Source organism: Salmonella sp. NW645, from assembly GCF_051703725.1.
Taxonomy (GTDB): Bacteria; Pseudomonadota; Gammaproteobacteria; order Enterobacterales; family Enterobacteriaceae; genus Salmonella; species Salmonella enterica.
The window spans coordinates 720978-746557 of sequence record NZ_JAMMKR010000001.1; the positions used below are offsets into that span (position 1 = coordinate 720978).

The 25580-nt window shown below is 52.3% G+C and carries 22 protein-coding genes; 12 read left to right on the forward strand and 10 right to left on the reverse strand.

Annotation, left to right across the window (positions count from 1 at the left end):
- Nucleotides 1-13: 13 nt before the first annotated feature.
- From cirA to yieE, 3 genes are all read right to left on the reverse strand, one after another.
- Complete coding sequence (gene cirA / locus NA389_RS03690) at nucleotides 14-2005, reverse strand: catecholate siderophore receptor CirA (protein WP_000488249.1); 1992 nt, start codon at nucleotides 2003-2005, stop codon at nucleotides 14-16.
- A gap of 344 nt (nucleotides 2006-2349) precedes the next feature.
- Nucleotides 2350-3819 carry a lysine-specific permease gene (gene lysP / locus NA389_RS03695; protein ID WP_000534999.1) on the reverse strand — a complete coding sequence of 490 codons (1470 nt, stop codon included), beginning with the start codon at nucleotides 3817-3819 and terminating at the stop codon, nucleotides 2350-2352.
- A 189-nt stretch (nucleotides 3820-4008) separates the two neighbouring features.
- Entirely contained in the window at nucleotides 4009-4872 is an 864-nt protein-coding gene (gene yieE / locus NA389_RS03700; protein WP_000548316.1) for a DNA-binding transcriptional regulator YeiE, read from the reverse strand.
- A gap of 120 nt (nucleotides 4873-4992) precedes the next feature.
- Here yieE and NA389_RS03705 point away from each other — a divergent pair, with 120 nt between their 5' ends.
- The gene (locus tag NA389_RS03705) at nucleotides 4993-6042 is read left to right on the forward strand and encodes a YeiH family protein (protein ID WP_000137966.1); all 1050 of its coding nucleotides are present in this window, start codon (nucleotides 4993-4995) and stop codon (nucleotides 6040-6042) included.
- A gap of 78 nt (nucleotides 6043-6120) precedes the next feature.
- A complete protein-coding gene (gene nfo / locus NA389_RS03710; protein ID WP_000873906.1) occupies nucleotides 6121-6978 on the forward strand; it encodes a deoxyribonuclease IV in 858 nt (285 codons plus the stop codon).
- 64 nt (nucleotides 6979-7042) lie between these two features.
- Here nfo and fruA read toward each other — a convergent pair whose 3' ends face one another.
- From fruA to fruB, 3 genes are read right to left on the reverse strand one after another with little or no spacing between them, the layout of a single operon-like run.
- Nucleotides 7043-8731, reverse strand: coding sequence for a PTS fructose transporter subunit IIBC (gene fruA, locus NA389_RS03715; RefSeq protein ID WP_000854417.1), 1689 nt, complete (start codon nucleotides 8729-8731; stop codon nucleotides 7043-7045).
- Between the two features lie 16 nt (nucleotides 8732-8747).
- Nucleotides 8748-9686, reverse strand: a complete 939-nt coding sequence (gene fruK, locus NA389_RS03720) for a 1-phosphofructokinase (protein WP_000091249.1) — start codon at nucleotides 9684-9686, stop codon at nucleotides 8748-8750.
- Nucleotides 9686-10816, reverse strand: a complete 1131-nt coding sequence (gene fruB / locus NA389_RS03725) for a fused PTS fructose transporter subunit IIA/HPr protein (RefSeq protein WP_000487284.1) — start codon at nucleotides 10814-10816, stop codon at nucleotides 9686-9688. Before fruB ends, fruK begins: the two co-directional genes overlap by 1 nt.
- Before the next feature lie 369 nt (nucleotides 10817-11185).
- On the opposite strand from fruB, the gene setB reads away from it, so the two are divergent.
- Complete coding sequence (setB, locus tag NA389_RS03730) at nucleotides 11186-12367, forward strand: sugar efflux transporter SetB (RefSeq protein ID WP_000551934.1); 1182 nt, start codon at nucleotides 11186-11188, stop codon at nucleotides 12365-12367.
- Between the two features lie 64 nt (nucleotides 12368-12431).
- Here the strand turns inward: setB and NA389_RS03735 are convergent, their stop codons facing one another.
- The 3 genes from NA389_RS03735 to NA389_RS03745 form a co-directional block, all read right to left on the reverse strand.
- A complete protein-coding gene (locus tag NA389_RS03735) occupies nucleotides 12432-13097 on the reverse strand; it encodes a GNVR domain-containing protein (protein ID WP_001213881.1) in 666 nt (221 codons plus the stop codon).
- Nucleotide 13098: 1 nt separating this feature from the next.
- Nucleotides 13099-13221 carry a membrane protein gene (locus tag NA389_RS03740; protein ID WP_024134661.1) on the reverse strand — a complete coding sequence of 41 codons (123 nt, stop codon included), beginning with the start codon at nucleotides 13219-13221 and terminating at the stop codon, nucleotides 13099-13101.
- A gap of 387 nt (nucleotides 13222-13608) precedes the next feature.
- A complete protein-coding gene (locus NA389_RS03745) occupies nucleotides 13609-13863 on the reverse strand; it encodes a YkgJ family cysteine cluster protein (RefSeq protein WP_001528509.1) in 255 nt (84 codons plus the stop codon).
- 323 nt (nucleotides 13864-14186) lie between these two features.
- Here NA389_RS03745 and yeiP point away from each other — a divergent pair, with 323 nt between their 5' ends.
- From yeiP to yejF, 9 genes are all read left to right on the forward strand, one after another.
- On the forward strand, nucleotides 14187-14759 hold the full coding sequence (yeiP, locus tag NA389_RS03750; protein WP_001136822.1) for an elongation factor P-like protein YeiP: 573 nt from the start codon (nucleotides 14187-14189) through the stop codon (nucleotides 14757-14759).
- A gap of 211 nt (nucleotides 14760-14970) precedes the next feature.
- The gene (locus NA389_RS03755; RefSeq protein WP_000169348.1) at nucleotides 14971-15957 is read left to right on the forward strand and encodes a CobW family GTP-binding protein; all 987 of its coding nucleotides are present in this window, start codon (nucleotides 14971-14973) and stop codon (nucleotides 15955-15957) included.
- A 29-nt stretch (nucleotides 15958-15986) separates the two neighbouring features.
- Nucleotides 15987-16706, forward strand: a complete 720-nt coding sequence (locus tag NA389_RS03760) for a phosphatase PAP2 family protein (protein ID WP_000178091.1) — start codon at nucleotides 15987-15989, stop codon at nucleotides 16704-16706.
- 413 nt (nucleotides 16707-17119) lie between these two features.
- Nucleotides 17120-17692 carry a bifunctional murein DD-endopeptidase/murein LD-carboxypeptidase gene (gene mepS, locus NA389_RS03765; protein ID WP_000241015.1) on the forward strand — a complete coding sequence of 191 codons (573 nt, stop codon included), beginning with the start codon at nucleotides 17120-17122 and terminating at the stop codon, nucleotides 17690-17692.
- A 325-nt stretch (nucleotides 17693-18017) separates the two neighbouring features.
- A complete protein-coding gene (locus NA389_RS03770; RefSeq protein ID WP_000957765.1) occupies nucleotides 18018-19574 on the forward strand; it encodes a cyclic di-GMP phosphodiesterase in 1557 nt (518 codons plus the stop codon).
- A gap of 106 nt (nucleotides 19575-19680) precedes the next feature.
- The gene (locus tag NA389_RS03775; protein WP_000561738.1) at nucleotides 19681-21486 is read left to right on the forward strand and encodes an extracellular solute-binding protein; all 1806 of its coding nucleotides are present in this window, start codon (nucleotides 19681-19683) and stop codon (nucleotides 21484-21486) included.
- A gap of 9 nt (nucleotides 21487-21495) precedes the next feature.
- Nucleotides 21496-22590, forward strand: coding sequence for a microcin C ABC transporter permease YejB (locus tag NA389_RS03780; protein WP_000501625.1), 1095 nt, complete (start codon nucleotides 21496-21498; stop codon nucleotides 22588-22590).
- Nucleotides 22590-23615, forward strand: a complete 1026-nt coding sequence (locus NA389_RS03785) for an ABC transporter permease (RefSeq protein ID WP_001137749.1) — start codon at nucleotides 22590-22592, stop codon at nucleotides 23613-23615. The genes NA389_RS03780 and NA389_RS03785 overlap by 1 nt, the downstream gene beginning before the upstream one ends.
- Nucleotide 23616: 1 nt before the next feature.
- Nucleotides 23617-25206, forward strand: coding sequence for a microcin C ABC transporter ATP-binding protein YejF (gene yejF / locus NA389_RS03790; protein ID WP_000203614.1), 1590 nt, complete (start codon nucleotides 23617-23619; stop codon nucleotides 25204-25206).
- A gap of 3 nt (nucleotides 25207-25209) precedes the next feature.
- Here yejF and NA389_RS03795 read toward each other — a convergent pair whose 3' ends face one another.
- Nucleotides 25210-25554, reverse strand: a complete 345-nt coding sequence (locus NA389_RS03795) for a YejG family protein (RefSeq protein ID WP_001094639.1) — start codon at nucleotides 25552-25554, stop codon at nucleotides 25210-25212.
- Nucleotides 25555-25580: the final 26 nt, after the last annotated feature.

The window sequence follows — 25580 nt, forward strand, 5'->3', positions numbered from 1 at the left end:
TCGCCAGTCTCTGTCAGAAACGGTAATCCACCGCCATAAAGTAACGACGTCCGTCTTCGGTATAACCGTAGTCGTCGCGTTTGAGATCTTTATCGCCCACGTTCAGAACGCCCGCACGCAGTTTAACGTTTTTCGTCGCCTGCCATGCCGCGCCGGTATCCCAGACCACGTATCCGCCCGGCGTTTTCGCCGTTGCGCTGTCGGCCCGCTTACGCCCGGTATAATTCCCTGATACGTAGAATGACCAGTCTTCGAGCTGCACCGGTTTCCAGTCCAGCGTACCGTTCGCGGTGTGGAACGGCAGATCGGAAAGCGGCTTGTTCCCGCCATTACTGACGTCGCGTCCGTCGTTATAGGTGTAATTCAACGACAGTTTCCACGCCTCGTTAAACGGAACTTTCAACTCGGTTTCCACACCCTGAATACGCGCTTTATTCACGTTGTAATAACGGAAGACCGGAACGCGCTGTCCCCGACTGTTGGTTTCGAAACCGACAAAGTTGGAATAGCCGGGCGCGGCGTTAACGTCAGCGGTACGGCTAATGCTGATGCGATTGTCCACATCGTTACGGAACGTGGTAACGCTCGCTTCCACGCCCTCCAGTATGCCTTCTTCGCCACGGTAATAAAGGCCGAGCTCCCAGCTTTCACTGGTTTCAGGTTTCAGATCCGGGCTACCGATAATGCGGCATCCTCCACGGCAGGAGTTGGTCGCCCAGTCCGGACTTAATTGCAATAGCGACGGCGCTTTAAAGGCCGTGGCCCACCCACCTTTCACCGTCAGGGTATCCGTTGCGTTATAGACCAGATAAGCACGCGGGCTCCAGTGATCGCCATAGGTTTCATGGTCATCCATACGAATACCGGTGGTCAGCGCCAGCGGTTCGAAGATGCGCCACTCATCTTCAAGGAACAGAGCATACTGGCTGGCGGAGGTTTTAGTACTGGAACCGCCGGTCAGGTTGACCGCATCGCTCAGTTTATCGTGACGCCATTCGCCGCCGAAGGTGAGGAACTGGTTGACAGACGCTAACGGCAGAACGTATTTCCCGTCAATCGAATTGCTTTCTGACGTGATAGGGCTACTGTTGCCGGGGTTTTTGTTTTCCACTTTTTCGCCGTAGAACTTGAGCTCGCTGTTACCGAGATCCCAACGTCCGTTATGGCTCAACGCGTAGTTTTGCCGTTCCAGACGGTTTTTATCCAGCGAGTCGGAGTCCCGGTCCTGGCGATCAAAACCGTAGCCTGCGGTAACGTCATGATTTTCGTTTGGTGTCCAGGCAAACTCGACGTTTCCATCCCGGCTGGTAAATCCTTCAATGCGCGGAGTTTCACCCGTAGCGGTGGTGGCGGAACTCTGCTGCTCGTCTTTTTCGCGTTTCGCCAGGCTACCGTAGGCTTTCATTCCCAGCACGCCGTCGATCAGCGGACCGCTGGTAAAGAACTGGCCGTTATAGGTATCGCCACGGTCGCGATGTTCCTGAATAGTGGAATCAACCGTGACGCTGCCGTGCCATTTCTGACCAATTTTTTTGGTGATAATGTTGACCACGCCGCCCAGCGCATCGGAGCCATACAGCGAGGACATGGGGCCACGCACCACTTCAATGCGTTCGATAGCGTCAACCGGTATCCAGTTCAGATCAAAATCATTATGGCGGAAGACCGCGTTACGGGAGTTAACGCGCTTACCGTCGATCAGGATCAGTGTATAACTGCTGTCCAGACCACGAATACTCACGCCTTTACGGTTATCCCCTTCGTTAGTGAGCTGTACGCCCGGCACCTCTTTCAGGACATCTTTCAGGTTTTGCACGGGCCTGCGCTGTAAATCTTGCTGGGTAATGACGCTGATACTTGCTGGCGCATCTTTCAGATTTTGTTCAATAGCGGACGCGGTAACGACCATGGTTTCACCATCATCCGTTGCCGCGGCAACCGGCCAGGCCAACGTAACTGCGGACATACAAAGCCCTACCCGAACGAAAGGGTTAAACCTAAACATTCCATTTCTCCATGAGGTAAATACGACAAAAAAATCGGTTATCGCTCACAACGCATTACGTTTCGCCTGCGATAACAGTTATCACGGCGAACTCTTTTTATGCAGGCGAGTCGGGCTCATGAGTGACGGTCGCGCCCGAATCTTCATCCTTTCTGATTTCGAGCGTAACGATAAAGCAAACGATAATAATTATCAATTTAATTGTTAATAATTATGTCATTTGAACCAATCATGAAGAAAAAACAAAAAACCCTCTCGAATGAGAGGGTTAGAAGGGTCAGGTTCAGGCAGTCAGTGCCGGATAGCGGTATAAAGCCTTATCCGGCCATGACGAGAATACCGCGTTACTTTTTAACGCGTTCCGGGAAGTGCATTTCGCTATAGCGCACGAAATGCGTGCCTTTTATCAGCTTGTAGCCGAACCAGATAAGCAGGAACAGCGGAATACCGATATAGGTCGCCGCGACGCCGCCCCAGTCGATGGTATCTTTCAGGAACGCTTCATAGTTCTGCCCCAACGTAATAATCAGGCACAGTACAAAGGCGAAAATCGGCCCCAGCGGGAAGAACCCGGAACGGTACGGCAAATCATTCACATCATACCCTTGTATCACGTAACCGCGACGGAAGCGATAATGGCTAATGGCAATCCCCAGCCAGGCGATGAAGCCCGTCATACCGGAGGTGTTCAACAGCCACAGATAGACCGTCTGGTTGCCGAACATTGAGGTCAAAAAGCAAAGACCGGCAATCACGGTGGTGGCATAAAGCGCATTGCGCGGTACGCCGCCGCGGGACAATTTCGCAAAAATACGCGGGGCCTTACCGTCACAGGCCAGGGTGTAGAGCATACGGGTCGAGGCATACATTCCGGAGTTGCCCGCAGACAGTACCGCCGTCAGGATAACCGCATTCATTATCGCCGCCGCAGACAACAAGCCCGCATGCTGGAACACTAAGGTAAACGGACTGACGCTAATGTCTTTGACGTCGTTACGCAGCAGGTTTGGATCGGTATAAGGAATGATCAGGCTGATAATCAAAATCGCGAAAACATAAAACAGCAGAATACGCCAGAACACCTGACGCACCGCGCGCGGAATATTCTTCTCCGGGTTTTCAGATTCCCCGGCGGCAATACCAATCAGCTCAGTTCCCTGGAAAGAGAAGCCCACGATCATCGCGACGCCAATCATTGCCGCAAAACCGCCAGCAAAAGGCGCATCGCCCGTCGTCCAGTTGCTCCAGCCGACCGGCTCGACACCTTTAAAGATGCCGATAATCATCGCTACGCCAACGATGATGAAGATAATAACGGTCGCGACTTTAATTAACGAGAACCAGTACTCCGCCTCGCCAAAACCGCGTACGGAAATGTAGTTCAGCAAGAAAATGACGCAGAGGAATAGCGCGCTCCAGATCCAGCCCGGCGTATCCGGGAACCACCAGCCCATCACCAATTGTGCGGCAACCAGGTCAACAGCGATAGTCACCGCCCAGTTGTACCAGTAGTTCCAGCCCAGCGCGAAACCAAAGCCTTCTTCCACATAGTTCTGACCATATGTCGCAAACGAGCCAGATACCGGCATATAGGCCGCCAGCTCGCCAAGACTGGTCATCAGGAAGTAGACCATCAAACCAATCAGAATATAAGAAAACAGCGCGCCGCCTGGCCCCGCCTGAGAAATTGTCGCACCAGATGCAACGAAAAGACCTGTCCCGATGGAGCCGCCAATGGCAATCATCGTCAGGTGACGCGCCTTTAATTCGCGACGTAGCGCAGGCGCTTCTGTGGTTTTAGTTTTGGAACCCATGTGAAAATGCTATCCATCCAAAAAATGAGGCGCGATTGTAACAGACGAAATACTATCCTTCCGACACAAATGCGCGGTTATAAGAGACCTTCATGACCGGCCACGGATTATAAGTAAAGCAGAGAATAACGTATACGTAAGCGGATACTAAAAATGGCGATGCCGCCCGGGCAGCCCTCCTCTTCACCTTTATTCACAGTAACTCAAAAAACGCTGCAACGCGTTAGAAAGATGTTTCTGCCGATGATGAACACGCCACAACGTGCGCACCAGGCGCGGTAACGGCACCGCGACTTCGCCCAGGGTTCCCGCCTGGAGTTGTTCAGCAATCACCCGGCGCGATAAACAGCTTATCCCCAGTCCGTGACGCACCGCATGTTTGATCGCTTCTGAATTCCCCAACTCCATCGCCATATGAAAGCGCGGCAAGTGCGACAACAGCAAATAATCGACAATTTCCCGCGTACCGGAACCGCGCTCGCGTAAAATCCATGGGGATGCCGCAAGCTGTTCCAGCGTCACCGGCCCCTGCGTCAGCGGCGAGGACGGCGCGGCAAAGACCACCAGCTCATCTTCCAGCCACGGCTCAGAGATAATCTCTGTACTGTGACATGGTCCTTCAATCAGGCCGATATCAACCCGAAAATCCAGCACCGCGTTAATCACGTCCTGGCTGTTTCCCACGCTGAGTTCCAGCGGCAAGGCCGGATAATGCTGGCGATAGCGGGCAATCATGGCGGGTAAAATGTAATTGCCGATGGTGCTACTGGCATAAACCCGTATCGCGCCGTTATCTTCACGAAATAGCTGCTCAATTTCTACCGCTTGCTCCAGCAATGCCAGCGCGCGCGGATATAACAAGCGCCCATGTTCGTTGACCACCAGCCGTTTCCCCACCCGATCAAACAACTGTACGCCGAGCTGACCTTCCAGATCGGTGAGCGCGGCGCTAACGGCGGACTGCGATAATGACAGCATGACCGACGCCTGGGTTGTTGAACCGCTTTTCAGTACTTCAGCAAACACTTCAAGTTGTCGTAGCGTAATATGCATAGTCGTATCCCACCGATAGCGTTTCACTTACCACTTATAAAGATTAATTATAAATATATAATCAATTTTATTTTTAAACCAGATCACCGTAACCTTATTGTCCATATACAGGAGAAGGTTATGACAGAACTCACCTTGCAGAATCATCGTCGTACAATGTGGCATTTTATACCGGGGCTCGCTCTGAGCGCCGTCATTACAGGAGTCGCCCTGTGGGGCGGCGCTATCCCTGCCGTTGCAGGCGCGGGGTTCAGCGCCCTGACCCTGGCTATCCTGCTGGGTATGGTTATCGGGAATACCGTCTATCCACAAATATGGAAACAATGCGACGGCGGCGTGCTGTTTGCAAAACAACATCTGCTGCGTTTAGGGATTATCCTTTACGGCTTCCGCCTTACCTTTTCACAAATCGCCGATGTGGGCATTAGCGGTATTGTGATTGACGTATTAACGCTTTCCAGCACGTTCATGCTGGCCTGCTTCTTAGGCCAAAAAGTCTTTGGTCTGGACAGGCACACCAGTTGGCTGATTGGCGCCGGTAGCAGTATCTGCGGCGCGGCGGCGGTACTGGCGACAGAACCGGTGGTAAAAGCGGAAGCCAGTAAGGTTACTGTAGCCGTCGCGACTGTCGTTATTTTCGGCACCATCGCTATTTTCCTTTACCCGGCAATGTATCCGCTGCTGGCGCACTGGTTCAGCCCGGAAACTTACGGCATCTATATCGGCTCAACCATGCATGAAGTCGCGCAAGTGGTCGCAGCGGGTCACGCCGTTAGCCCGGATGCGGAAAATGCGGCAGTTATCGCTAAGATGCTGCGTGTCATGATGCTGGCGCCGTTCCTGATCATTCTGGCAGCACGCGTTAAACAGCTTTCCCCGGCGACCGGCGCGGAAAAAAGCAAAATTACCATTCCGTGGTTTGCTATTTTCTTCATCGTAGTGGCGATCTTCAACTCTTTCCACCTGCTGCCGAAAGCCGTGGTGGATATGCTGGTGACGCTGGACACGGTACTGCTGGCGATGGCGATGGCGGCGTTGGGTCTGACCACTCACGTTAGCGCATTGAAAAAAGCGGGGGCGAAACCGCTGCTGATGGCGCTGGCATTATTCGCCTGGCTGATTATTGGCGGTGGCGCCATTAACGTCCTAATCCATAGCCTTATCGCATAAATTATTACGTTTCACGCCTGTTAACCCGTTATCATAGCGTTCGTAATGAACCGTTAGCGGGTTTAACAGGAGTCTTTTATGAAATACATCGGAGCGCACGTCAGCGCTGCTGGCGGTCTGGCTAACGCCCCTGCCCGCGCGGCTGAAATTGGCGCAACGGCCTTTGCGCTTTTCACAAAAAACCAGCGTCAGTGGCGTGCCGCCCCCCTTACTCCCCAGGTCATTGATGACTTTAAAATCGCCTGTGAAAAGTATCATTTCTCGGCGGCGCAAATTCTTCCCCACGATAGTTACCTGATTAATCTGGGCCATCCGGTCAGTGAAGCACTGGAAAAATCACGTGATGCCTTTCTCGATGAAATGCAACGCTGTGAACAACTCGGCTTAACCTTGCTTAATTTTCATCCCGGTAGCCATCTGATGCAGATTGCACAGGAGGATTGCCTGGCGCGGATCGCGGAATCCATCAATATTGCCCTCGCGCAGACCGAGGGCGTTACGGCGGTTATCGAAAATACAGCCGGTCAGGGCAGTAATCTGGGGTTTGAGTTTGAACAGTTAGCCGCCATCATCGACGGCGTGGAAGATAAGTCGCGCGTTGGCGTCTGTATCGATACCTGCCATGCCTTTGCCGCCGGATACGATCTGCGTACGCCAGAGGCGTGCGAAAAAACGTTCGCCGAATTCGGGAAAATTGTCGGATTTCAGTATTTGCGCGGAATGCACCTGAACGACGCCAAAAGCGCCTTCGGTAGCCGCGTTGACCGCCATCACAGTCTGGGTGAAGGCAATATCGGCCACGATGCGTTTCGTTGGATTATGCAGGATGCGCGTTTTGACGGTATTCCGCTGATACTGGAGACCATCAATCCTGATATCTGGGCGGAAGAGATTGCGTGGTTAAAAGCCCAGCAAATTGCCGAAGCGGTGGCCTGACGCTCAATGTTCTTCAGGCAATAAAAAAGGCAGAGCGCGCTCTGCCTTTTTTAGCGTGTTTCTCTTACGCCGCTTTTGCCGCGACTTCCGTCTCCGGACGTTTCAGGACGGCATAAGCCAGCCCTGCCACCAGCGTACCGGCCACAATTGCCAGCAGGTATCCCAATACCGGCGTAATTGCGCCTGGGATAAGCAGAACAAACAGACCGCCATGCGGCGCCATCAATTTTGCGCCTACCGCCATAGAAATAGCCCCGGTCAACGCGCCGCCAACGATACAGCACGGCAGTACACGCATCGGGTCGCGCGCCGCAAACGGAATAGCACCTTCAGTGATAAAGCACAGCCCCAGCACCAACGCCGCTTTACCGCCTTCCTGCTGCGCTTTGTCGAACTTACGACGCGCCACCATCGTCGCCAGACCCAGCGCTAACGGCGGTACCATACCTGCGGCCATGATCGCCGCCATCGGCGCGTAAGTTTGCGTACTCAGCAGACCAACGCCAAACGCATACGCCGCTTTGTTCACCGGGCCGCCCATGTCGGTACACATCATCCCGCCGAGAATCGCGCCCAACAGCACCGCGTTTGCCGTCCCCATGGTTTGCAGCCAGTGGGTGAGCCCTTCCAGAATCCCGGCAACCGGTTTACCGATCAGGTAAATCATCGCCAGCCCCACCACCAGACTGGAAATTAACGGGATGATCAGGATTGGCTTCAGCGCTTCCATACTTTGCGGAAGTTTCAGTTTGGTACTGATAAGCTTCGCCATATACCCGGCAAGGAAGCCGGCAATGATCCCGCCGATAAAACCGGAACCGGTGCTAACCGCCAGCATACCGCCAATCAGACCTGGCGTAAGGCCTGGGCGATCCGCGATGGAGAAAGCGATATAACCCGCCAGTACCGGCACCATCAGCGCAAACGCCGAACCGCCGCCAATCTGCATCAGCGCCGCCGCCAGCGTGTCCGGCACCTTAAAGGCTTCAATACCAAAAGCGAAGGAAAGCGCAATACACAGTCCCCCGGCAACCACCATAGGCAGCATGTAAGAAACGCCCGTCAACAGATGCCGGTATGCGCCAGCGCTCTCTTTCTTCCCTTCGGTCGCCGCTTGCGATGCCTTACCCGCCGGTTGATACGGCGTTGCTTCCGCTACGGCTTTATCCAGCTCCTGCGCCGTCTTTTTCAGCGCCAGGCCGGTCGACGTGCGGTACATCGGGAGACCGGCAAACTTCGCCAGATCCACTTCGATATCCGCCGCCACAATCACTAAATCCGCTTCCGCCACCTCTTCCGGGGTGATGGCATTGCCGGCCCCCACGGAGCCGCGCGTTTCGACTTTTACCCACCAGCCGCGTTTTTTCGCTTCGGTTTCAATGGCTTCAGCCGCCATAAAAGTATGAGCGACGCCGGTCGGGCAGGCCGTTACCGCGACCACGCGTTTCGGACCGCCGCTCGCCGCAGGAGCAACCGCAGCAGGAGCGCTGTAAGGGGTCGCATGGCTTTTGGCTTCACTCAGAAACAGTTCCGGATGCGCGACGGCGCGACCAATATCCCCCAGCCAAACCTTTTTGCCGTTCAGAGCATTGTCGTTCGGCAGAGATTCGCCCAGCACGATCGCCAGCTCAGCATCATTCGGATTGTCGATAATTTCCAGATTTGCTTTATGCGCCGCCGCTCCAAGCAGGGTTTTCGCCATGTAAGCGCGAGCCTGGCCGAGATTAGCGTCAATTATCAGCAGCGTTTTCATTATGCCTCTCCTGCTGTCAGTTAAACGGTTGTAAGTCGACACGCGCCATCATTGCGGCCAACTGAGGACGATCGGTAATACCCACATTGCTCTGGCTGACCGCCAGCGCGGCAACCGCCGTCGCCAGACGCAGCGTATGTTCGCTGGACTCGCGCATCAGCAGGCCGTAAATCAATCCGCCAACCATGGAATCGCCTGCGCCGACGGTACTTACCACGTCAACTGCCGGTGGTTTAGCGATCCATTCTCCTGAGGCGTTAACCCACAGCGCGCCTTCCGCCCCCAGCGAAATCACCACATGGGCGATACCCTGTTCGCGTAACGCGTGCGCCGCATCAATCACATCTTTCATTTCCGGGAGCTTACGACCCGCCCAAATTTCCAGTTCGCGGCGATTCGGTTTCACCAGCCACGGCGCAGCTTTAAGACCGGCGACTAACGCTTCACGGCTACTATCAAAGATAATGCATGGACACTGGCTGCGCAGACGCGTCATCCAGTCGGTGAACGCTTCCGGGCTCACGCCAGCCGGTAAGCTACCGCTGACGCAGACCATATCGAACTGACCCAGCCAGCTCAGGGAGTCGTTAACAAAGCGTTCCCAGTCTGCGGGGGTCACGTCAAAGCCGGAAAAGTTGAAGTCGGTCACTTCGCCATCTTTTTCCGTCAGCTTCACGTTGATGCGGGTCCGGCCCTGAACCACCTGAAAGCGGTTAGCGATGCCCAGTTCGCTGAACAATTGCTGAAAACCGTCCTGGTTATCTTTACCGAGAAAACCGCCGACGGTGACGTCGATGCCTAAGTCTTTCAGCACCTTGGCAACGTTAATGCCTTTGCCCGCCGCGTGCAGACCCGTGGTTTTCACCAGGTTCACTTCGCCGCGTTCGATTTCAGGGCAAAACCCAACCAGATCGTAAGCCGGATTAAGGGTAATGGTGGCAACACGCCTGCTCATTATGCGCCCTCCCCGAGACCGGCGGCGATCGCATCGCCAATCGCTTTCAGCGCCTGTTCAGCATCTTCACCCTGCGCGGTAAAGCGCAGACGATGGCCTTTCTTCACGCCTAATGCCACCACTTTCATCAGACTACGTCCGTTTGCCGGTTTGCCGGTTCCATCAAGGTTTGTCACGGTAATTTCACTGTTAAATTGTTTAATCGTATTCACCAGCATGGTGCCCGGACGGGCATGGAGACCATGCTCATTACGCACTACAAATTCCGCGCTCAGTACGTCATCCGTCAGCGCATCATCACTGGTCAGCAACGCCAGCAGCGTCGCGGCGTCAGCGCTCAGCAGACGATCGGCTTTATTGTTCAGCAACAGGTCGCCGAGGCGTTTTAGCACGGCAATCGGCTGCTCATCGTTCATCGCGACAGTGACTAATAAGGCTGCTTTTTCACCCTCTACGTCAAACGCCTGGGTCGCACGGCTTACCGCAACAGCGCTGCGCAAATTGCCTTCCGCGCTGTCGTTCAGCCAGATACCTTGTCCCAAATTCATCGGACTGTCGTTAATCGTTTTTGCGACGAACGCCGCATCAACCGCTCCCGCCTCTTTCAGACGCGCCGCATTTAGCGCCTGCAATGTGATCAGCGAGCTGGCGATGACATCCAGCGTCATCGTCTCGTTATCAAGTTTTAATTGTTCACTTTGCTTCTCGCCCATCAGCAATGCGCGCAGCTCTTCTGCCGTTGTCGCGGATTTCAGCTGTTCAGCCACGGAGTCATCGCTCAGCACATGCGTCAGCTGACGCAGCAGGCCGAGGTGTTCGTCCGAACTGGCGGCAATACCAATCGCCACATAGGCGACCTGGCCTTCTCCCCAGGTAACGCCCTGCGGGAATTGAAAGACCTGGACGCCGGTTTTCAGCACCTGATCGCGCGTGTCTGTTGTGCCATGGGGAATCGCAATACCATTGCCAAGAAAGGTCGAGGTTTGCTGTTCGCGCGCCAGCATACCGTCAACATAGCCGCCCGCCACATTCCCCGCCTGCGCTAACGCGGCGGCGATTTGCCGAATGGCCTCTTCTTTATTTCCGGCCTGCTCGCCCGGATGAATGTCCTGAACCGATAACTGGAACATGTGTCTCCTCTCCTGCTGAATTGAAACGATTCAGCCACTATGAGAAAAAAAGCGCCAATCTGAGTTATCAAAAAAAACCAGATCGCGCTGAAACGTTTCAAGAAGTCTGGATCTTTCTGCTTCAGCACGCAAGAAAAGTTACCGGTTTTGTAGCAATTTTTTGAGGTGAAGCACATTTTTTCTCCAACAGCCCCTCAATAGCTGACGCATAAAAGGCTTCAGCTTTTTTCTTTCAGCTTGCGTCAGCACACCCTGGTAACAAATTGGAATGCTATTTTGATTTTTCGTGTCGATTTTGATTCAGACGCCTGTTTATTTTCTGACGGGCAGCGTAAACTCCGCCTCTCTTCACACCACTGATATAGAAACATGCACAACAGTCCCGCCGCCGCTGCGCCTAAATCATTTGACCTGACGTCTACCGCCTTTTTGATCGTCGCTTTTCTCACCGGTATTGCCGGTGCGTTACAGACGCCGACGCTCAGTATTTTTCTGACGGATGAGGTTCACGCCCGTCCCGGCATGGTGGGATTCTTTTTTACCGGCAGCGCGGTTATCGGCATTATCGTGAGCCAGTTTCTGGCCGGTCGCTCAGATAAAAAAGGCGATCGCAAAAAACTGATCGTTTTCTGTTGTGTGCTGGGCATGTTGGCCTGCGTGTTGTTTGCCTGGAACCGCAACTACTTTATTTTGCTGTTCATCGGCGTCTTTCTCAGTAGCTTCGGCTCTACCGCCAACCCGCAGATGTTTGCGCTGGCCCGTGAACATGCCGATCGTACAGGTCGTGAAGCGGTGATGTTCAGCTCAATCCTCCGCGCCCAGGTCTCATTGGCCTGGGTCATTGGGCCGCCGCTGGCCTATGCTCTGGCGATGGGTTTTAGCTTTACGGTGATGTATTTGAGCGCGGCGGTAGCTTTTATCGTCTGCGGCGTCATGGTGTGGTTCTTTTTACCGTCAATGCGCAAAGATGCGCCGCTGGCAACCGGTACGCTGGAAGCACCGCGTCGTAATCGCCGCGATACGCTGTTGTTGTTTGTCATCTGTACGTTAATGTGGGGAACTAACAGCCTGTATATCATTAATATGCCGCTGTTTATCATCAATGAGCTGCATCTTCCGGAAAAACTTGCAGGCGTGATGATGGGCACCGCCGCCGGGCTGGAGATTCCCACAATGCTGATTGCAGGTTACTTCGCCAAACGGTTGGGAAAACGCCTGTTAATGTGCATCGCCGTTGTCGCCGGACTGTGCTTTTATGCGGGTATGTTGCTGGCGCACGCACCGGCGACGTTGCTCGGCTTGCAGTTGCTGAACGCGATTTACATCGGCATTCTTGGCGGGATTGGCATGCTCTATTTTCAGGATCTGATGCCAGGCCAGGCGGGTTCAGCCACCACGCTGTATACCAATACCATTCGCGTCGGCTGGATCATTGCCGGTTCGTTGGCGGGAATCGCCGCAGAAATCTGGAATTATCATGCGGTCTTCTGGTTTGCGTTAGTCATGATTGTCGCCACCATGTTCTGCCTGGCGCGTATTAAAGATGTTTAACTTGCAAGCCTGATACTTTTACTCTTCGACACATTTCAGCGCAGAGTTTATCTCTGCGCAATGTTCATGCGCGGTCATTCATTGTCTTTTTCTCAATACGATATTCTGTAAGCGCCCTCCTACATAAAAGACCGGTTATTGAGAAAATTACGCCCATCAGTCCGCAAAGGACTAACACCAGCCGCATCTTATATTTTGGTGTAACAGCAACATCTATCACTTCAATGTTAGCATTATTTTTAACCGCCTCCGACAACAATGATAGCTTTGCATATGTTTCCGTTTTTAACATATTTTTATGCACGCCATAACGTTTAATGTCACCATCATCGATATACCATGCTGCCATTTTATCGACACTATTTTTCAGGGTGGAAATAATATTATTGACGCTTTCTTCCCTCCCCTGCGCCTTAAAAAAGACAAGCTGATTTTTCGCGTCAAAACTTATTTTATTTTTATATTCCGCAGGCAAGAAACGGCTAAACTGGTTAAGGATAACCGTTGTTTTACATTGAATATCATTAGTATAGCCACATAACGCATAGGTAGCAGGCGTATCCAGATTAGGTTTGATTGTCATACTCACAACCTTTGTATCATGCTGCACGCTCACAAAAACATAGCCAATGGCAACAAAAATAAAGGTAGCGATCATGATACTTAGCCATTTTCTTATAAGGAATAAGGAAACGTCGACTAAATCAATTTCACTATTTTCTCCCCGCATTTCACATCCCTTTTAAAACGCTAATAGTCAACCCGAATATTGAAATAACAAAAAGCAACACCAGCGTAAAAATAAACGCCCTGGCTGCGAACGTATATTTCTTCATAAGATAAAACCCACACATAAGAATTCGAGTATTTTAAAGGAAAATAACAACACATTCACACTGGTTATATCGATCGGTAAATACATCAATGATAGATATAAACTATCAAATTCACGATATCGATCGTTATAAATAATTAAAATCGATCAAAACCCCTCTTTTTAATAGAGAGAAACTATCATATAAATAAAATTGATCGTTTTTGTTTTGTGTGACGGTTTATTCGGTACACGCTCAGTCACCAACGGGGTTGAGCGGCGACATCTACCGCTTCAGAAGCCACGAAATAAGGGAAGCATGTATTACGCTATTTAATGGTAAAAGGAGGTAATTTGATGCGCAGCTTTTTCAGACTATTTCGGGATATAACATAAGCCCCTACGCATTTATCAAAAGCGGCTTAGCTCATGGTAAAGTTTTCTGTTCGAGTTCCAGCAAATAAATAATGGCCTCTTCCCGGGTCGTTAAACACATGTCCCCTGTCGGTTGCAAACCAGAGCACACTTTTGGGCGTAAAGGCGAGCCAAAGATAAGGCACAAGTTATCTTCCGAAAGCTGCGCGCATCTGGTATTCATCGGCTTGCCATTCGGCATTCCGGGTATCGGCGACGAAATTGAAGGCGCAATACAGCAAGCGCCACAACCGCTACGACAGTCCATGCTCAGCCCCTCTATTTATAACCAAATGAAAGATAACAGAATTTGTCCAAAGAAAAATCCAGATTTAAAATGTGGACGTCATCATGATCAGGCCTGCCCTCAGACATTCCGAAGACAAGGCTGGAAACAGAAGGGACAACACAGCACACTTCCCCCTCCAGGCGACATGCCATCGCCTATTCTCGTTGAACGCGGGGCGGAAAGCGGGCGAACAGTATCACCTTTTTTGCACCAGCAAAAGTGACAATTCCACTTGCCTGGACGGCCCGGCGCGAGTAGTTTTACGCGATATTTTAGATAATCTCTACAACAGGATCTCCTCGATGCCAAGAGCGAACGAAATCAAAAAAGGTATGGTACTGAACTACAACGGCAAATTGCTGATTGTGAAAGATATCGACATTCAGTCGCCTACCGCCCGTGGCGCCGCCACACTGTATAAAATGCGTTTTTCTGATGTCCGCACCGGTCTGAAAGTGGAAGAACGTTTCAAAGGCGACGATATCGTTGATACCGTCACCCTGAGCCGTCGCGGCGTTGACTTTTCTTATGTCGATGGCAACGAATATGTGTTCATGGATAAAGAAGACTATACGCCGTATACCTTCACCAAAGATCAGATTGAAGAAGAGTTGCTGTTTATGCCTGAAGGCGGAATGCCGGATATGCAGGTTCTGACCTGGGACGGCCAACTGCTGGCGCTAGAGCTTCCGCAGACCGTGGATCTGGAAATCGTCGAAACCGCGCCGGGTATTAAAGGAGCGTCCGCCAGCGCACGTAACAAACCCGCGACATTAAGCACCGGTCTGGTGATTCAGGTTCCCGAATACCTGAGCGCAGGTGAGAAAATCCGCATTCATATCGAAGAGCGCCGTTATATGGGGCGCGCGGATTAAGTTTCGCATTTTTCGGCTGCGCCCTGGGGCGCAGCCTGACCCTTTTCTTTATTGACTGTTCTGCGCCAGGAAAGAGAAACGTTAAAAATTTAACATTTTCTGCTCTTAAGATGGCAGAAGCACGACTTCGTCAACTCAGCGCTTCTCTTTTTCACGTTTATTCGCCAGGATTATTAAAGTTGTTATGTTGTATCAATATTCTGGAGCTGACGTGACCAAAACCAATCTTATTACTGGATTTCTCGGTAGCGGAAAAACCACCTCTATCCTTCATTTATTAGCCCATAAAGATCCGGCTGAAAAGTGGGCCGTCTTGGTCAATGAATTTGGCGAAGTGGGTATTGACGGCGCGCTGCTTGCCGACAGCGGCGCACTGCTAAAAGAGATCCCCGGCGGCTGCATGTGCTGCGTCAATGGATTGCCTATGCAGGTGGGGCTCAACACGCTGCTACGCCAGGGCAAACCTGACCGGTTGCTGATTGAACCAACCGGACTGGGGCACCCAAAACAGATTCTGGATTTATTAACTGCGCCGGTTTATGAGCCGTGGATTGATTTACGCGCTACGCTCTGCATCCTTGACCCTCGCCTGCTACTGGACCAACAGAGCGTCGCCAATGAAAATTTCCGCGATCAGCTCGCCTCAGCCGATATTATCATCGCCAATAAAACCGATCGCGCCACGGCGCAGAGCGATGCCGCCCTGCAACAGTGGTGGCGACAGTACGGCGGCGATCGCCAACTGATTCATGCCGAACATGGACAGATAGACGGTAAGCTTCTGGATTTACCGCGACAAAATCTGGCGGAACTGCCAGCCAGCGCCGCGCACTCTCACACTCATGCCGGTAAAAAAGGACTCGCCGCGCTAAATCTGCCCGCCCAGCAGCGCTGGCGACGCAGCCTCAATAGCGGACAAGGTCATCAGGCCTGCGGCTGGATTTTCGATGCCGATACCGTGTTTGACACCATTGGCCTCCTCGAATGGGCTCGTCTGGCGCCGGTGGGCCGGGTGAAAGGCGTTATGCGCATACAAGAGGGGCTGGTACGCATCAATCGCCAGGGCGATGACCTGCACATCGAAACACAGAGTGTCGCGCCGCCGGATAGCCGGGTTGAACTTATCTCAAGCACAGAAACCGACTGGAATACGTTACAGACGGCCTTGTTGAAGCTTCGTTTAGCGACGCACGCGTAAGGTTGCCACCGTTTAAAAACTATGGCGAAATGACGATGAAAACCCGCTATTCCTTGATAATTCTGCTTAATGCCGCCGGTCTGGCGCTGTTTTTGTCATGGTATCTCCCCGTCAATCACGGTTTCTGGTTCACCATTGATTCCGGCATATTCCACTTCTTTAACCAGAAACTGGTGGAAAGCCACGCGTTCCTCTGGTGGGTCGCTATTACCAATAATCGGGCGTTTGATGGATGTTCGCTGCTGGCGATGGGCGGACTGATGCTCAGTTTCTGGCTAAAAGAAGACGCGTCGGGTCGGCGGCGCATTGTGATAATCGGATTGGTCATGCTGCTAACAGCGGTGGTGCTTAACCAACTCGGTCAGGCGCTGATCCCCGTCAAGCGCGCCAGCCCAACGCTCTCTTTTGAGCATATTTATCGCGTCAGCGAGTTGCTGCACATCCCGACAAAAGACGCGTCAAAAGACAGTTTCCCAGGCGATCACGGTATGATGCTGCTGATATTTTCCGCCTTTATGCTGCGTTATTTCGGCAAAACGGCGGGGATTATCGCCCTTATTATATTTGTGGTTTTCGCGTTTCCGCGCGTTATGATTGGCGCTCACTGGTTCACCGATATTGTGGTCGGGTCGCTCACGGTTATTTTGATTGGCCTCCCCTGGTGGCTGATGACCCCGCTCAGCGACCGGGCGATAGCGCTTTTTGAGAATTATCTCCCGGGCGGAAATAAACAAATTTTAAACAAATAACCCATGTAATTAACATTACCTTCAGCGATAGTTTTACATCGTTGAAGGTAATTTATGATGATATTCCCCCAGCCCATCATTTTTCTGTCATATTATTCCTCTGCAAAATGAACAGGTTGCACGATTTTTAAACGATCTGCGCTTAATTTGACCCGTGCTGATAGTTCACTTTTCGTATCATAAATTCTTATAAAAAATCACGCGAAATCGCTCGCAATGACAGCAACAATCGGGTAATCTCAAACTCGTTTTGCCTCGCCAGATAATTATTCTCATTGCGAATAAATTTGTGCGTTCCGCCACAGATTTGTGCACAAAGAATTGTCTCAAGCTGTGCAGGTAATTAGTCTCATCACGTTTGGCATTTTTATAACGATATTTATCGTTAAGGACTTCAAGGGAAAACAAACAACATGGTCAAATCTCAACCGATTTTGAGATATATTTTGCGCGGGATTCCTGCGATTGCAGTTGCGGTTCTGCTTTCTGCTTGTAGCACAACCACCAATACCGCAAAGAATATGCATTCTGAGACGCATGCTGTGGGCAATAGCGATAGCTCTTCACTGCAAGCCTCTCAGGATGAATTTGAAAATATGGTGCGTAACCTCGACGTTAAGTCGCGGATTATGGATCAGTATGCTGACTGGAAAGGCGTGCGTTACCGCCTGGGCGGCAGCACTAAGAAAGGCGTCGACTGTTCCAGCTTTGTACAGCGCACCTTCCGTGAACAGTTTGGTTTAGAGCTTCCGCGTTCAACCTATGAACAGCAGGAAATGGGCAAAGCAGTTTCACGCAATAACCTGCGTACGGGCGATCTGGTTCTGTTCCGCGCCGGTTCCACTGGTCGTCATGTCGGTATTTATATCGGCAATAACCAGTTTGTCCATGCGTCTACCAGTAGCGGCGTCATTATCTCCAGTATGAACGAACCGTACTGGAAAAAACGCTACAATGAAGCGCGTCGAGTTCTGAGCCGCAGTTAATCTTCATCAGGCAGCACCTCCCTTGGCTTACCTGATGAGACGACATAAAAAGCACTGCTTCGGCAGTGCTTTTGCTTATTATCCCTTCTGAACCCATTTTGCCGAATGGCGACGTGTCGCCTCTTATCCAGCCTACCACACACGAACGTAGGCCTGATAAACATAGTGCCATCAGGCATTCAGGTCGTTTCCCCCAACGGCTACTGCGACAATACGCTTTCCTGCGCATCACAGAAAAGCATGACTATCCGGGGTAATCCAGGCTATAGTCTTATAAATCAACCAGATTAACCGGCATCCGCCTTTTCAGGTCACACCAGGAATTATGCTTACACGCGACTCCTCTTCCGGTCGGAAAATCCTGCTTACCTGTATCATTACGGGGATGGCAGCAGCATTACTTATTGGTAGCCTGCAATTTTTCCTGTCGTGGCATAAACGGGATGTTAAATACAATACGCTCCTTTCTGATGTACAACATTACCTGGCCAGCTATTTCGCCGACTTGAAAGCCACCACCGATATTCTTCAGCCGTTGACGATCAACACCTGTCAGCAGGTTGGCGCAGAACTTACCTCAAGAGCCGCTTTTAGCCTTAATGTCCGCGCCTTCTTATTGATTAAAGATAAAAAAGTGTTCTGCTCTTCCGCCACTGGCGCCATGAATATGCCGCTTCAGCAACTGGTACCGGATATAGATATCCGCAAAGACGTTGCTATGGCGATTCTGCCCGGCACGCCAATGATGCCCAACAAACCGACAATGGTGATTTGGTATCGGAACCCATTATTAAATGACAGCGGCGTATTCACATCGCTGAATATTAACCTGACGCCCTACTTACTCTATACCACGCGCCAGGACGATTTTAACGGCATCGCGCTGATTGTCGGCAATACCGCGCTGTCGACTTTTTCTTCGCGTCTGCTGACCGTCGCGGAGCTGCCGGGTACGCCATCACGACAGACAACTATCAACGGCCTGCCGCTTAAAATACAGCTTTATGCCGATAGCTGGACCTACAATGATTTATGGTATGCGTTGATGCTGGGCTGCATTAGCGGCATCGTAGCGGGGTTTATCTGTTACTTTATCTATGCCCTCAGGACGCGACCGGGCAAAGAGATTTTAACGGCGATCAAACACGAGCAGTTTTATGTGGTTTATCAGCCCGTCGTCGATACTCGTACGCTGAGCGTCACCGGGCTTGAAGTCTTACTGCGCTGGCGTCACCCTACGGCAGGCGAGATTCCGCCGGATGCCTTTATCCACTATGCCGAAGCGCAGCAACTTATCGTACCGTTAACGCAGCATCTGTTCGAGCTGATCGCCCGCGACGCGCCCACGCTACAGAAGGTGATGCCCGTCGGTGCCAAATTTGGCATTAACATCGCGCCGGAACATCTGCACAGCGACAGTTTTAAAGAGGATATGCACCGGCTCAGGGACGCCCTGCCCGCGCACCATTTTCATATCGTGCTGGAAATCACTGAACGCGATATGCTTCAGCAGTATGAAGCGGCCAAACTGTTCGAATGGCTGCATTCCGCCGGGTTTGAAATCGCTATAGATGATTTCGGTACAGGCCATAGCGCCCTGATTTATCTGGAGCGATTTACTTTAGATTATCTGAAAATCGATCGCGGCTTTATCCAGGCGATCGGCACGGAAACCGTCACGTCGCCGGTTCTGGATACCGTGCTGACGCTCTCCAGACGCTTGAATATGCTGACGGTGGCCGAGGGCGTTGAAACGCCGGAGCAGGCCCGTTGGCTACGCGATCACGGTGTTAATTACTTGCAGGGGTACTGGATTAGCCGTCCTTTACCCCTTAAAGATTTCGTGCTGTGGATGTCGGCGCCTTCCGTGCCTGAATGGTAGTCCCCTTACGGTTTTAACAGATTCACATCAGACGCAACGTCACTTATTATTCAGCGAAACGCCTGCCGGTTTGCAGCGGGCAATACGATAAGGAAACCGCCTTCAGATGATTGCGCGCGTAATGCTTCTGCTTGTCGCACTGGTTAGCGCTGGCGCCCAGGCCCAGGAAATCAAAGAAAGCTACGCTTTCGCCGTACTCGGCGAACCTAAGTATGCTTTTAACTTTGATCACTTTGATTATGTGAATCCTGCTGCGCCGAAAGGCGGTCAGATGTCGCTTTCCGCCATTGGTACGTTCGATAATTTCAATCGCTATTCGCTGCGCGGCAATCCCGGCGTACGTACCGAAGCCCTTTACGATACGCTTTTTACCACCTCGGATGATGAACCCGGAAGCTATTATCCGCTGATTGCCGACCATGCCCGCTATGCCGCCGACTATTCCTGGGTGGAAATCTCGATTAATCCCCGCGCTCGTTTTCACGATGGCACGCCCATTACCGCCCGCGATGTGGCCTTTACCTTTCATAAGTTTATGACCGAAGGCGTACCGCAGTTCCGTCTGGTCTATAAAGGTACTACCGTGAAGGCGATTGCGCCTTTAACCGTGCGAATTGAGCTGGCGAAGCCTGGTAAAGAAGACATGCTTAGTCTGTTTTCATTACCGATCATGCCCGAAAAATTCTGGAAAAATCACAAACTCAGCGATCCGCTTTCAACGCCGCCCTTAGCCAGCGGGCCATACCGGATTACTCAGTGGAAAATGGGCCAGTACATTGTCTATTCACGCGTCAAAAACTACTGGGCGGCTAATCTGCCGGTCAATCGTGGACGTTTTAACCTCGACACTATCCGCTACGATTACTACCTTGATGACAATGTCGCTTTCGAGGCGTTTAAAGCGGGCGCATTTGATCTACGGCTGGAAAACGACGCTAAAAACTGGGCAACGCGCTACATCGGTAAAAATTTCGATAATCATCACATCATTAAAGAAGAACAGAAAAACGAGTCGGCGCAGGACACACGCTGGCTGGCCTTTAATATTCAGCGCCCGGTATTTAAAGACCGACGGGTACGTGAAGCCGTCACCCTGGCCTTCGATTTTGAGTGGATGAATAAAGCGCTGTTCTATAATGCCTGGAGCCGAACCAACAGTTACTTCCAGAATACCGAGTACGCCGCCAGAAATTATCCTGACGCCGATGAGCTGGTATTACTCGCGCCGATGAAAAAAGATCTTCCTCCTGAAGTCTTCACTCAGATCTATCAGCCGCCGGTCTCTAACGGCGACGGCTACGATCGCGAAAATCTTCTTAAAGCTGACGCCTTGTTGACGCAGGCCGGATGGGTGATCAACGGACAGCAACGGGTCAATAGCGTCACCGGTAAGCCTCTGACGTTTGAACTTCTCCTTCCTGCCAGCAGTAATAGCCAGTGGGTTCTGCCCTTCCAGCATAATCTTCAGCGTCTGGGCATTACGATGACTATCCGCCAGGTTGATAATTCTCAACTCACCAACCGGATGCGTAGCCGCGACTATGACATGATGCCGAGGCTATGGCGGGCGATGCCCTGGCCCAGCTCCGATCTACAAATCTCATGGGCGTCGGAATACATTAACTCCAGTTATAACGCTCCCGGCGTACAAAGCCCGGTGGTGGATAAACTGATCGCGCAAATTATCGCAGCGCAGGGTGATAAAGCGAAACTGGTGCCGCTGGGACGGGCGCTGGATCGCGTGCTGACCTGGAACTATTACATGCTGCCGATGTGGTATATGGCGCAAGACAGGCTCGCCTGGTGGGATAAATTCTCCCATCCGGCGATTCGCCCGGTATATACCATCGGGTTAGATACCTGGTGGTATGATGTCAACAAAGCCGCCAAACTACCGGCAGCCAGGAGGTAGTAAGAATCAATGGGCGCCTATCTTATCCGCCGTCTGTTACTGGTGATCCCCACGCTATGGGCCATTATTACCATTAACTTTTTTATCGTGCAGATCGCTCCCGGCGGCCCTGTCGATCAAGCGATTGCCGCGATTGAATTTGGTCAGGGCGGCGCGTTGCCCGGTGCCAGCGGCGAAGGCGTTCGCGCCAGTCATGCGCAAACCGGCGTCGGCAATATCAGCGACAGCCATTATCGCGGCGGCCGCGGACTCGATCCGGAGGTGATCGCGGAGATCACCCATCGCTATGGCTTCGACAAACCGCTGCATGAGCGTTATTTCAAGATGCTACGGGACTATCTCTCTTTTGACTTCGGTGACAGTCTGTTTCGCAGCGCATCCGTACTGACGCTGATCAAAGATAGTCTTCCCGTCTCCATTACCCTGGGATTATGGAGCACGCTGATTATTTATCTGGTGTCTATCCCGCTGGGGATTCGCAAAGCCGTCCATAACGGCAGTCGCTTTGATGTGTGGAGCAGCGCGTTTATCATTATTGGTTATGCGATCCCCGCCTTTCTGTTCGCTATTTTATTAATCGTCTTTTTTGCCGGCGGCAGCTACTACGATATCTTTCCGCTACGTGGCCTGGTCTCCCCCAACTTTGACACATTACCGTGGTACCAAAAAATCACCGATTATTTGTGGCATATTACGCTGCCGGTGTTGGCGACCGTCATCGGCGGTTTTGCCGCCCTGACGATGCTGACGAAAAATTCGTTTCTCGACGAGGTGCGTAAACAGTATGTCGTTACCGCTCGCGCTAAAGGCGTGAGTGAAAAAAACATTCTCTGGAAACATGTTTTTCGTAACGCCATGCTGCTGGTGATCGCCGGGTTTCCCGCCACTTTTATCAGTATGTTTTTCACCGGCTCGCTGCTAATTGAAGTCATGTTCTCGCTCAACGGCCTGGGGCTGCTGGGTTATGAAGCAACCGTTTCGCGCGACTATCCGGTGATGTTCGGCACGCTTTATATCTTTACCCTGATTGGCTTATTACTGAATATCCTGAGCGATATCAGCTATACGCTGGTCGATCCACGCATTGATTTTGAGGGACGATAATGCCGCGATTAAGCCCGGTCAATCAGGCCCGCTGGGCGCGTTTCCGCCATAATCGCCGGGGCTACTGGTCACTATGGATTTTCCTGATCGTGTTCAGCCTGAGCTTATGCGCGGAACTGATTGCTAACGATAAGCCATTGCTGGTGCGCTATGAAGGCCAGTGGTATTTTCCGCTGGTAAAAAATTACAGCGAGCGCGATTTCGGCGGCCCGCTGGCGACAACGGCAGATTATCAGGACCCCTGGCTACAACGGCAGCTTGAGAATCGGGGCTGGGTGTTGTGGGCCCCCGTACGCTTTGGCGCCAATACCATTAATTTTGCCACCACGCAGCCTTTCCCCTCCCCGCCTTCGGCGAAAAACTGGCTGGGCACCGATGCGAATGGCGGCGACGTTTTCGCCCGCATCCTGTACGGCACCCGCATTTCTATTTTATTCGGTCTGATGTTAACGATTTGCTCCAGCGTCATGGGCGTACTGGCGGGCGCGCTACAGGGCTATTATGGCGGCAAAGTCGATTTATGGGGGCAACGCCTCATTGAAGTCTGGTCGGGAATGCCGACCCTGTTTCTGATTATTTTACTTTCCAGCGTAGTGCAGCCTAACTTCTGGTGGTTGCTGGCCATAACCGTACTGTTTGGCTGGATGAGTCTGGTGGGCGTGGTGCGCGCCGAGTTTTTACGGACCCGCAATTTTGACTATATCCGCGCCGCGCAGGCGCTTGGCGTCAGTGATCGTGACATTATCCTGCGCCATATGTTGCCTAATGCGATGGTCGCTACCCTGACATTTTTACCGTTTATTTTATGTAGCTCCATCACCACCCTGACGTCGCTGGATTTTCTGGGATTTGGTCTGCCGCTTGGCTCCCCTTCTCTCGGCGAACTTCTTTTACAGGGGAAAAACAACTTACAGGCTCCCTGGCTGGGGATCACCGCCTTTCTGTCTGTCGCCATTCTGCTATCGCTGCTGATTTTTATCGGCGAAGCGGTACGCGACGCCTTTGATCCTGCTAAGGCGGTATAAGATGACATCTCCATTGCTTGCGATTGAAAATTTATCGGTAGGTTTCCGTCAGCAACAGCACGTACGTCCTGTCGTTAACGCCATTTCGTTACAGGTGAACGCCGGGGAAACGCTGGCGCTGGTCGGCGAGTCCGGGTCAGGAAAAAGCGTGACGGCGCTTTCCATTCTGCGTCTTTTGCCTACCCCTCCCGCCGTCTACCTCTCCGGCGATATTCGCTTTCACGGCGAATCATTGCTTCATGCCAGCGAGCAGACGCTACGCGGCGTGCGCGGCAATAAAATCGCCATGATTTTTCAGGAACCGATGGTTTCACTTAACCCGCTGCATACGCTGGAAAAACAGCTCTATGAAGTGCTGTCGCTCCATCGGGGAATGCGTCGGGAGGCGGCAAGGGCGGAGATGATCGGTTGTCTGGATCGGGTCGGTATCCGCCAGGCGAGCCAGCGTCTGCGCGATTATCCGCATCAGCTTTCCGGCGGCGAACGCCAGCGCGTCATGATAGCCATGGCGCTGTTAACACGGCCGGAATTACTGATCGCCGATGAGCCGACCACCGCCCTCGACGTCTCCGTACAGGCGCAGATTTTATCTCTACTGCGGGAACTCCAGCGCGAGCTCAATATGGGATTGCTGTTTATCACCCATAACCTCAGCATTGTAAAAAAACTGGCGGATTCGGTGGCGGTAATGCAACACGGCAAGTGCGTAGAGAACCAACGCGCCGACACGCTGCTCTCCGCGCCGACCCATCCGTACACGCAAAAACTACTCAACAGCGAACCCACAGGCGATCCGGTTCCGCTCCCCGCCGGGCAGATGCCGTTGCTGGAGGTGGACAGGCTGCGCGTCGCCTTCCCGATCCGCAAAGGCATTCTGAAGCGCGTCGTGGATCATAATGTGGTGGTTAACAATATCAGTTTCACCCTGCATCCAGGCGAAACGCTGGGTCTGGTCGGCGAGTCAGGATCGGGAAAAAGCACCACCGGTCTGGCGCTGTTACGGCTTATCCGCTCCGAAGGCCGCATCGTGTTTGACGGTCAATCGCTGGATACGTTAAACCGCCGCCAGCTTTTACCTGTTCGCCACCGTATCCAGGTCGTATTCCAGGACCCAAACTCATCGCTAAACCCGCGTTTAAACGTGTTGCAAATTATCGAAGAAGGCCTGCGCGTCCACCAGCCTACGCTTTCAGGCGCGCAGCGCGAACAGCAGGTAAAAGCGGTCATGATGGAAGTCGGCCTGGACCCGGAAACGCGGCATCGTTACCCCGCTGAGTTTTCCGGCGGCCAGCGTCAACGTATCGCCGTCGCCAGGGCGCTGATTTTAAAACCGTCGCTTATTATTCTGGATGAACCGACCTCATCGCTGGATAAAACCGTTCAGGCGCAGATTCTTGCCCTCCTGAAATCGCTCCAGCAAAAGCACCGTCTGGCCTATATCTTCATTAGCCACGATCTGCATGTAGTACGCGCGCTGTGCCATCAGGTTATCGTGCTGCGACAGGGGGAGGTGGTTGAACAGGGGCAATGCGAGCGCGTGTTTACCGCACCGCAACAGGCCTATACGCGTCAGCTACTCGCGTTAAGCTGACGCCTAAAAAGGATTATTGTTAGAAAAAGGTTCCGCTATCGCCACGCCGAAATTTTTCAGCCGACAGGTGGCGGCAAACTCATCCTGACGATTAACGAACAGGCACGGTTCCCCTTCGCACTCCAGCACGGAGCAAGGAACTTCAATATCGCTTAGCGCCTGGCTGAGCTTATGCATAACTGACCACGCGCTATCGCCTGCCGGACTCAACAGTTTAAGCGCCACCAGACTATTCTCGGTGCTCTGCCCGTTTTGCGGAATCGGTTCAACCTTTGACCCCGCAAAACCCGCCGACCAGCGATAGTTTTGCGGCAGACGGTGAACAATTGAGAGCTGTAATGTATTCACTTTCTTTCCCCGGAAGCACAATTACT

Bases quoted from the DNA above. Each gene is read 5' to 3' on its own strand.
- cirA (WP_000488249.1), bottom strand. From the start codon at position 2,005: ATGTTTAGGTTTAACCCTTTCGTTCGGGTAGGGCTTTGTATGTCCGCA.
- lysP (WP_000534999.1), bottom strand. From the start codon at position 3,819: ATGGGTTCCAAAACTAAAACCACAGAAGCGCCTGCGCTACGTCGCGAA.
- yieE (WP_000548316.1), bottom strand. From the start codon at position 4,872: ATGCATATTACGCTACGACAACTTGAAGTGTTTGCTGAAGTACTGAAA.
- NA389_RS03705 (WP_000137966.1), top strand. From the start codon at position 4,993: ATGACAGAACTCACCTTGCAGAATCATCGTCGTACAATGTGGCATTTT.
- nfo (WP_000873906.1), top strand. From the start codon at position 6,121: ATGAAATACATCGGAGCGCACGTCAGCGCTGCTGGCGGTCTGGCTAAC.
- fruA (WP_000854417.1), bottom strand. From the start codon at position 8,731: ATGAAAACGCTGCTGATAATTGACGCTAATCTCGGCCAGGCTCGCGCT.
- fruK (WP_000091249.1), bottom strand. From the start codon at position 9,686: ATGAGCAGGCGTGTTGCCACCATTACCCTTAATCCGGCTTACGATCTG.
- fruB (WP_000487284.1), bottom strand. From the start codon at position 10,816: ATGTTCCAGTTATCGGTTCAGGACATTCATCCGGGCGAGCAGGCCGGA.
- setB (WP_000551934.1), top strand. From the start codon at position 11,186: ATGCACAACAGTCCCGCCGCCGCTGCGCCTAAATCATTTGACCTGACG.
- NA389_RS03735 (WP_001213881.1), bottom strand. From the start codon at position 13,097: ATGCGGGGAGAAAATAGTGAAATTGATTTAGTCGACGTTTCCTTATTC.
- NA389_RS03740 (WP_024134661.1), bottom strand. From the start codon at position 13,221: ATGTGTGGGTTTTATCTTATGAAGAAATATACGTTCGCAGCCAGGGCG.
- NA389_RS03745 (WP_001528509.1), bottom strand. From the start codon at position 13,863: ATGGACTGTCGTAGCGGTTGTGGCGCTTGCTGTATTGCGCCTTCAATT.
- yeiP (WP_001136822.1), top strand. From the start codon at position 14,187: ATGCCAAGAGCGAACGAAATCAAAAAAGGTATGGTACTGAACTACAAC.
- NA389_RS03760 (WP_000178091.1), top strand. From the start codon at position 15,987: ATGACGATGAAAACCCGCTATTCCTTGATAATTCTGCTTAATGCCGCC.
- mepS (WP_000241015.1), top strand. From the start codon at position 17,120: ATGGTCAAATCTCAACCGATTTTGAGATATATTTTGCGCGGGATTCCT.
- NA389_RS03770 (WP_000957765.1), top strand. From the start codon at position 18,018: ATGCTTACACGCGACTCCTCTTCCGGTCGGAAAATCCTGCTTACCTGT.
- NA389_RS03775 (WP_000561738.1), top strand. From the start codon at position 19,681: ATGATTGCGCGCGTAATGCTTCTGCTTGTCGCACTGGTTAGCGCTGGC.
- NA389_RS03780 (WP_000501625.1), top strand. From the start codon at position 21,496: ATGGGCGCCTATCTTATCCGCCGTCTGTTACTGGTGATCCCCACGCTA.
- NA389_RS03785 (WP_001137749.1), top strand. From the start codon at position 22,590: ATGCCGCGATTAAGCCCGGTCAATCAGGCCCGCTGGGCGCGTTTCCGC.
- yejF (WP_000203614.1), top strand. From the start codon at position 23,617: ATGACATCTCCATTGCTTGCGATTGAAAATTTATCGGTAGGTTTCCGT.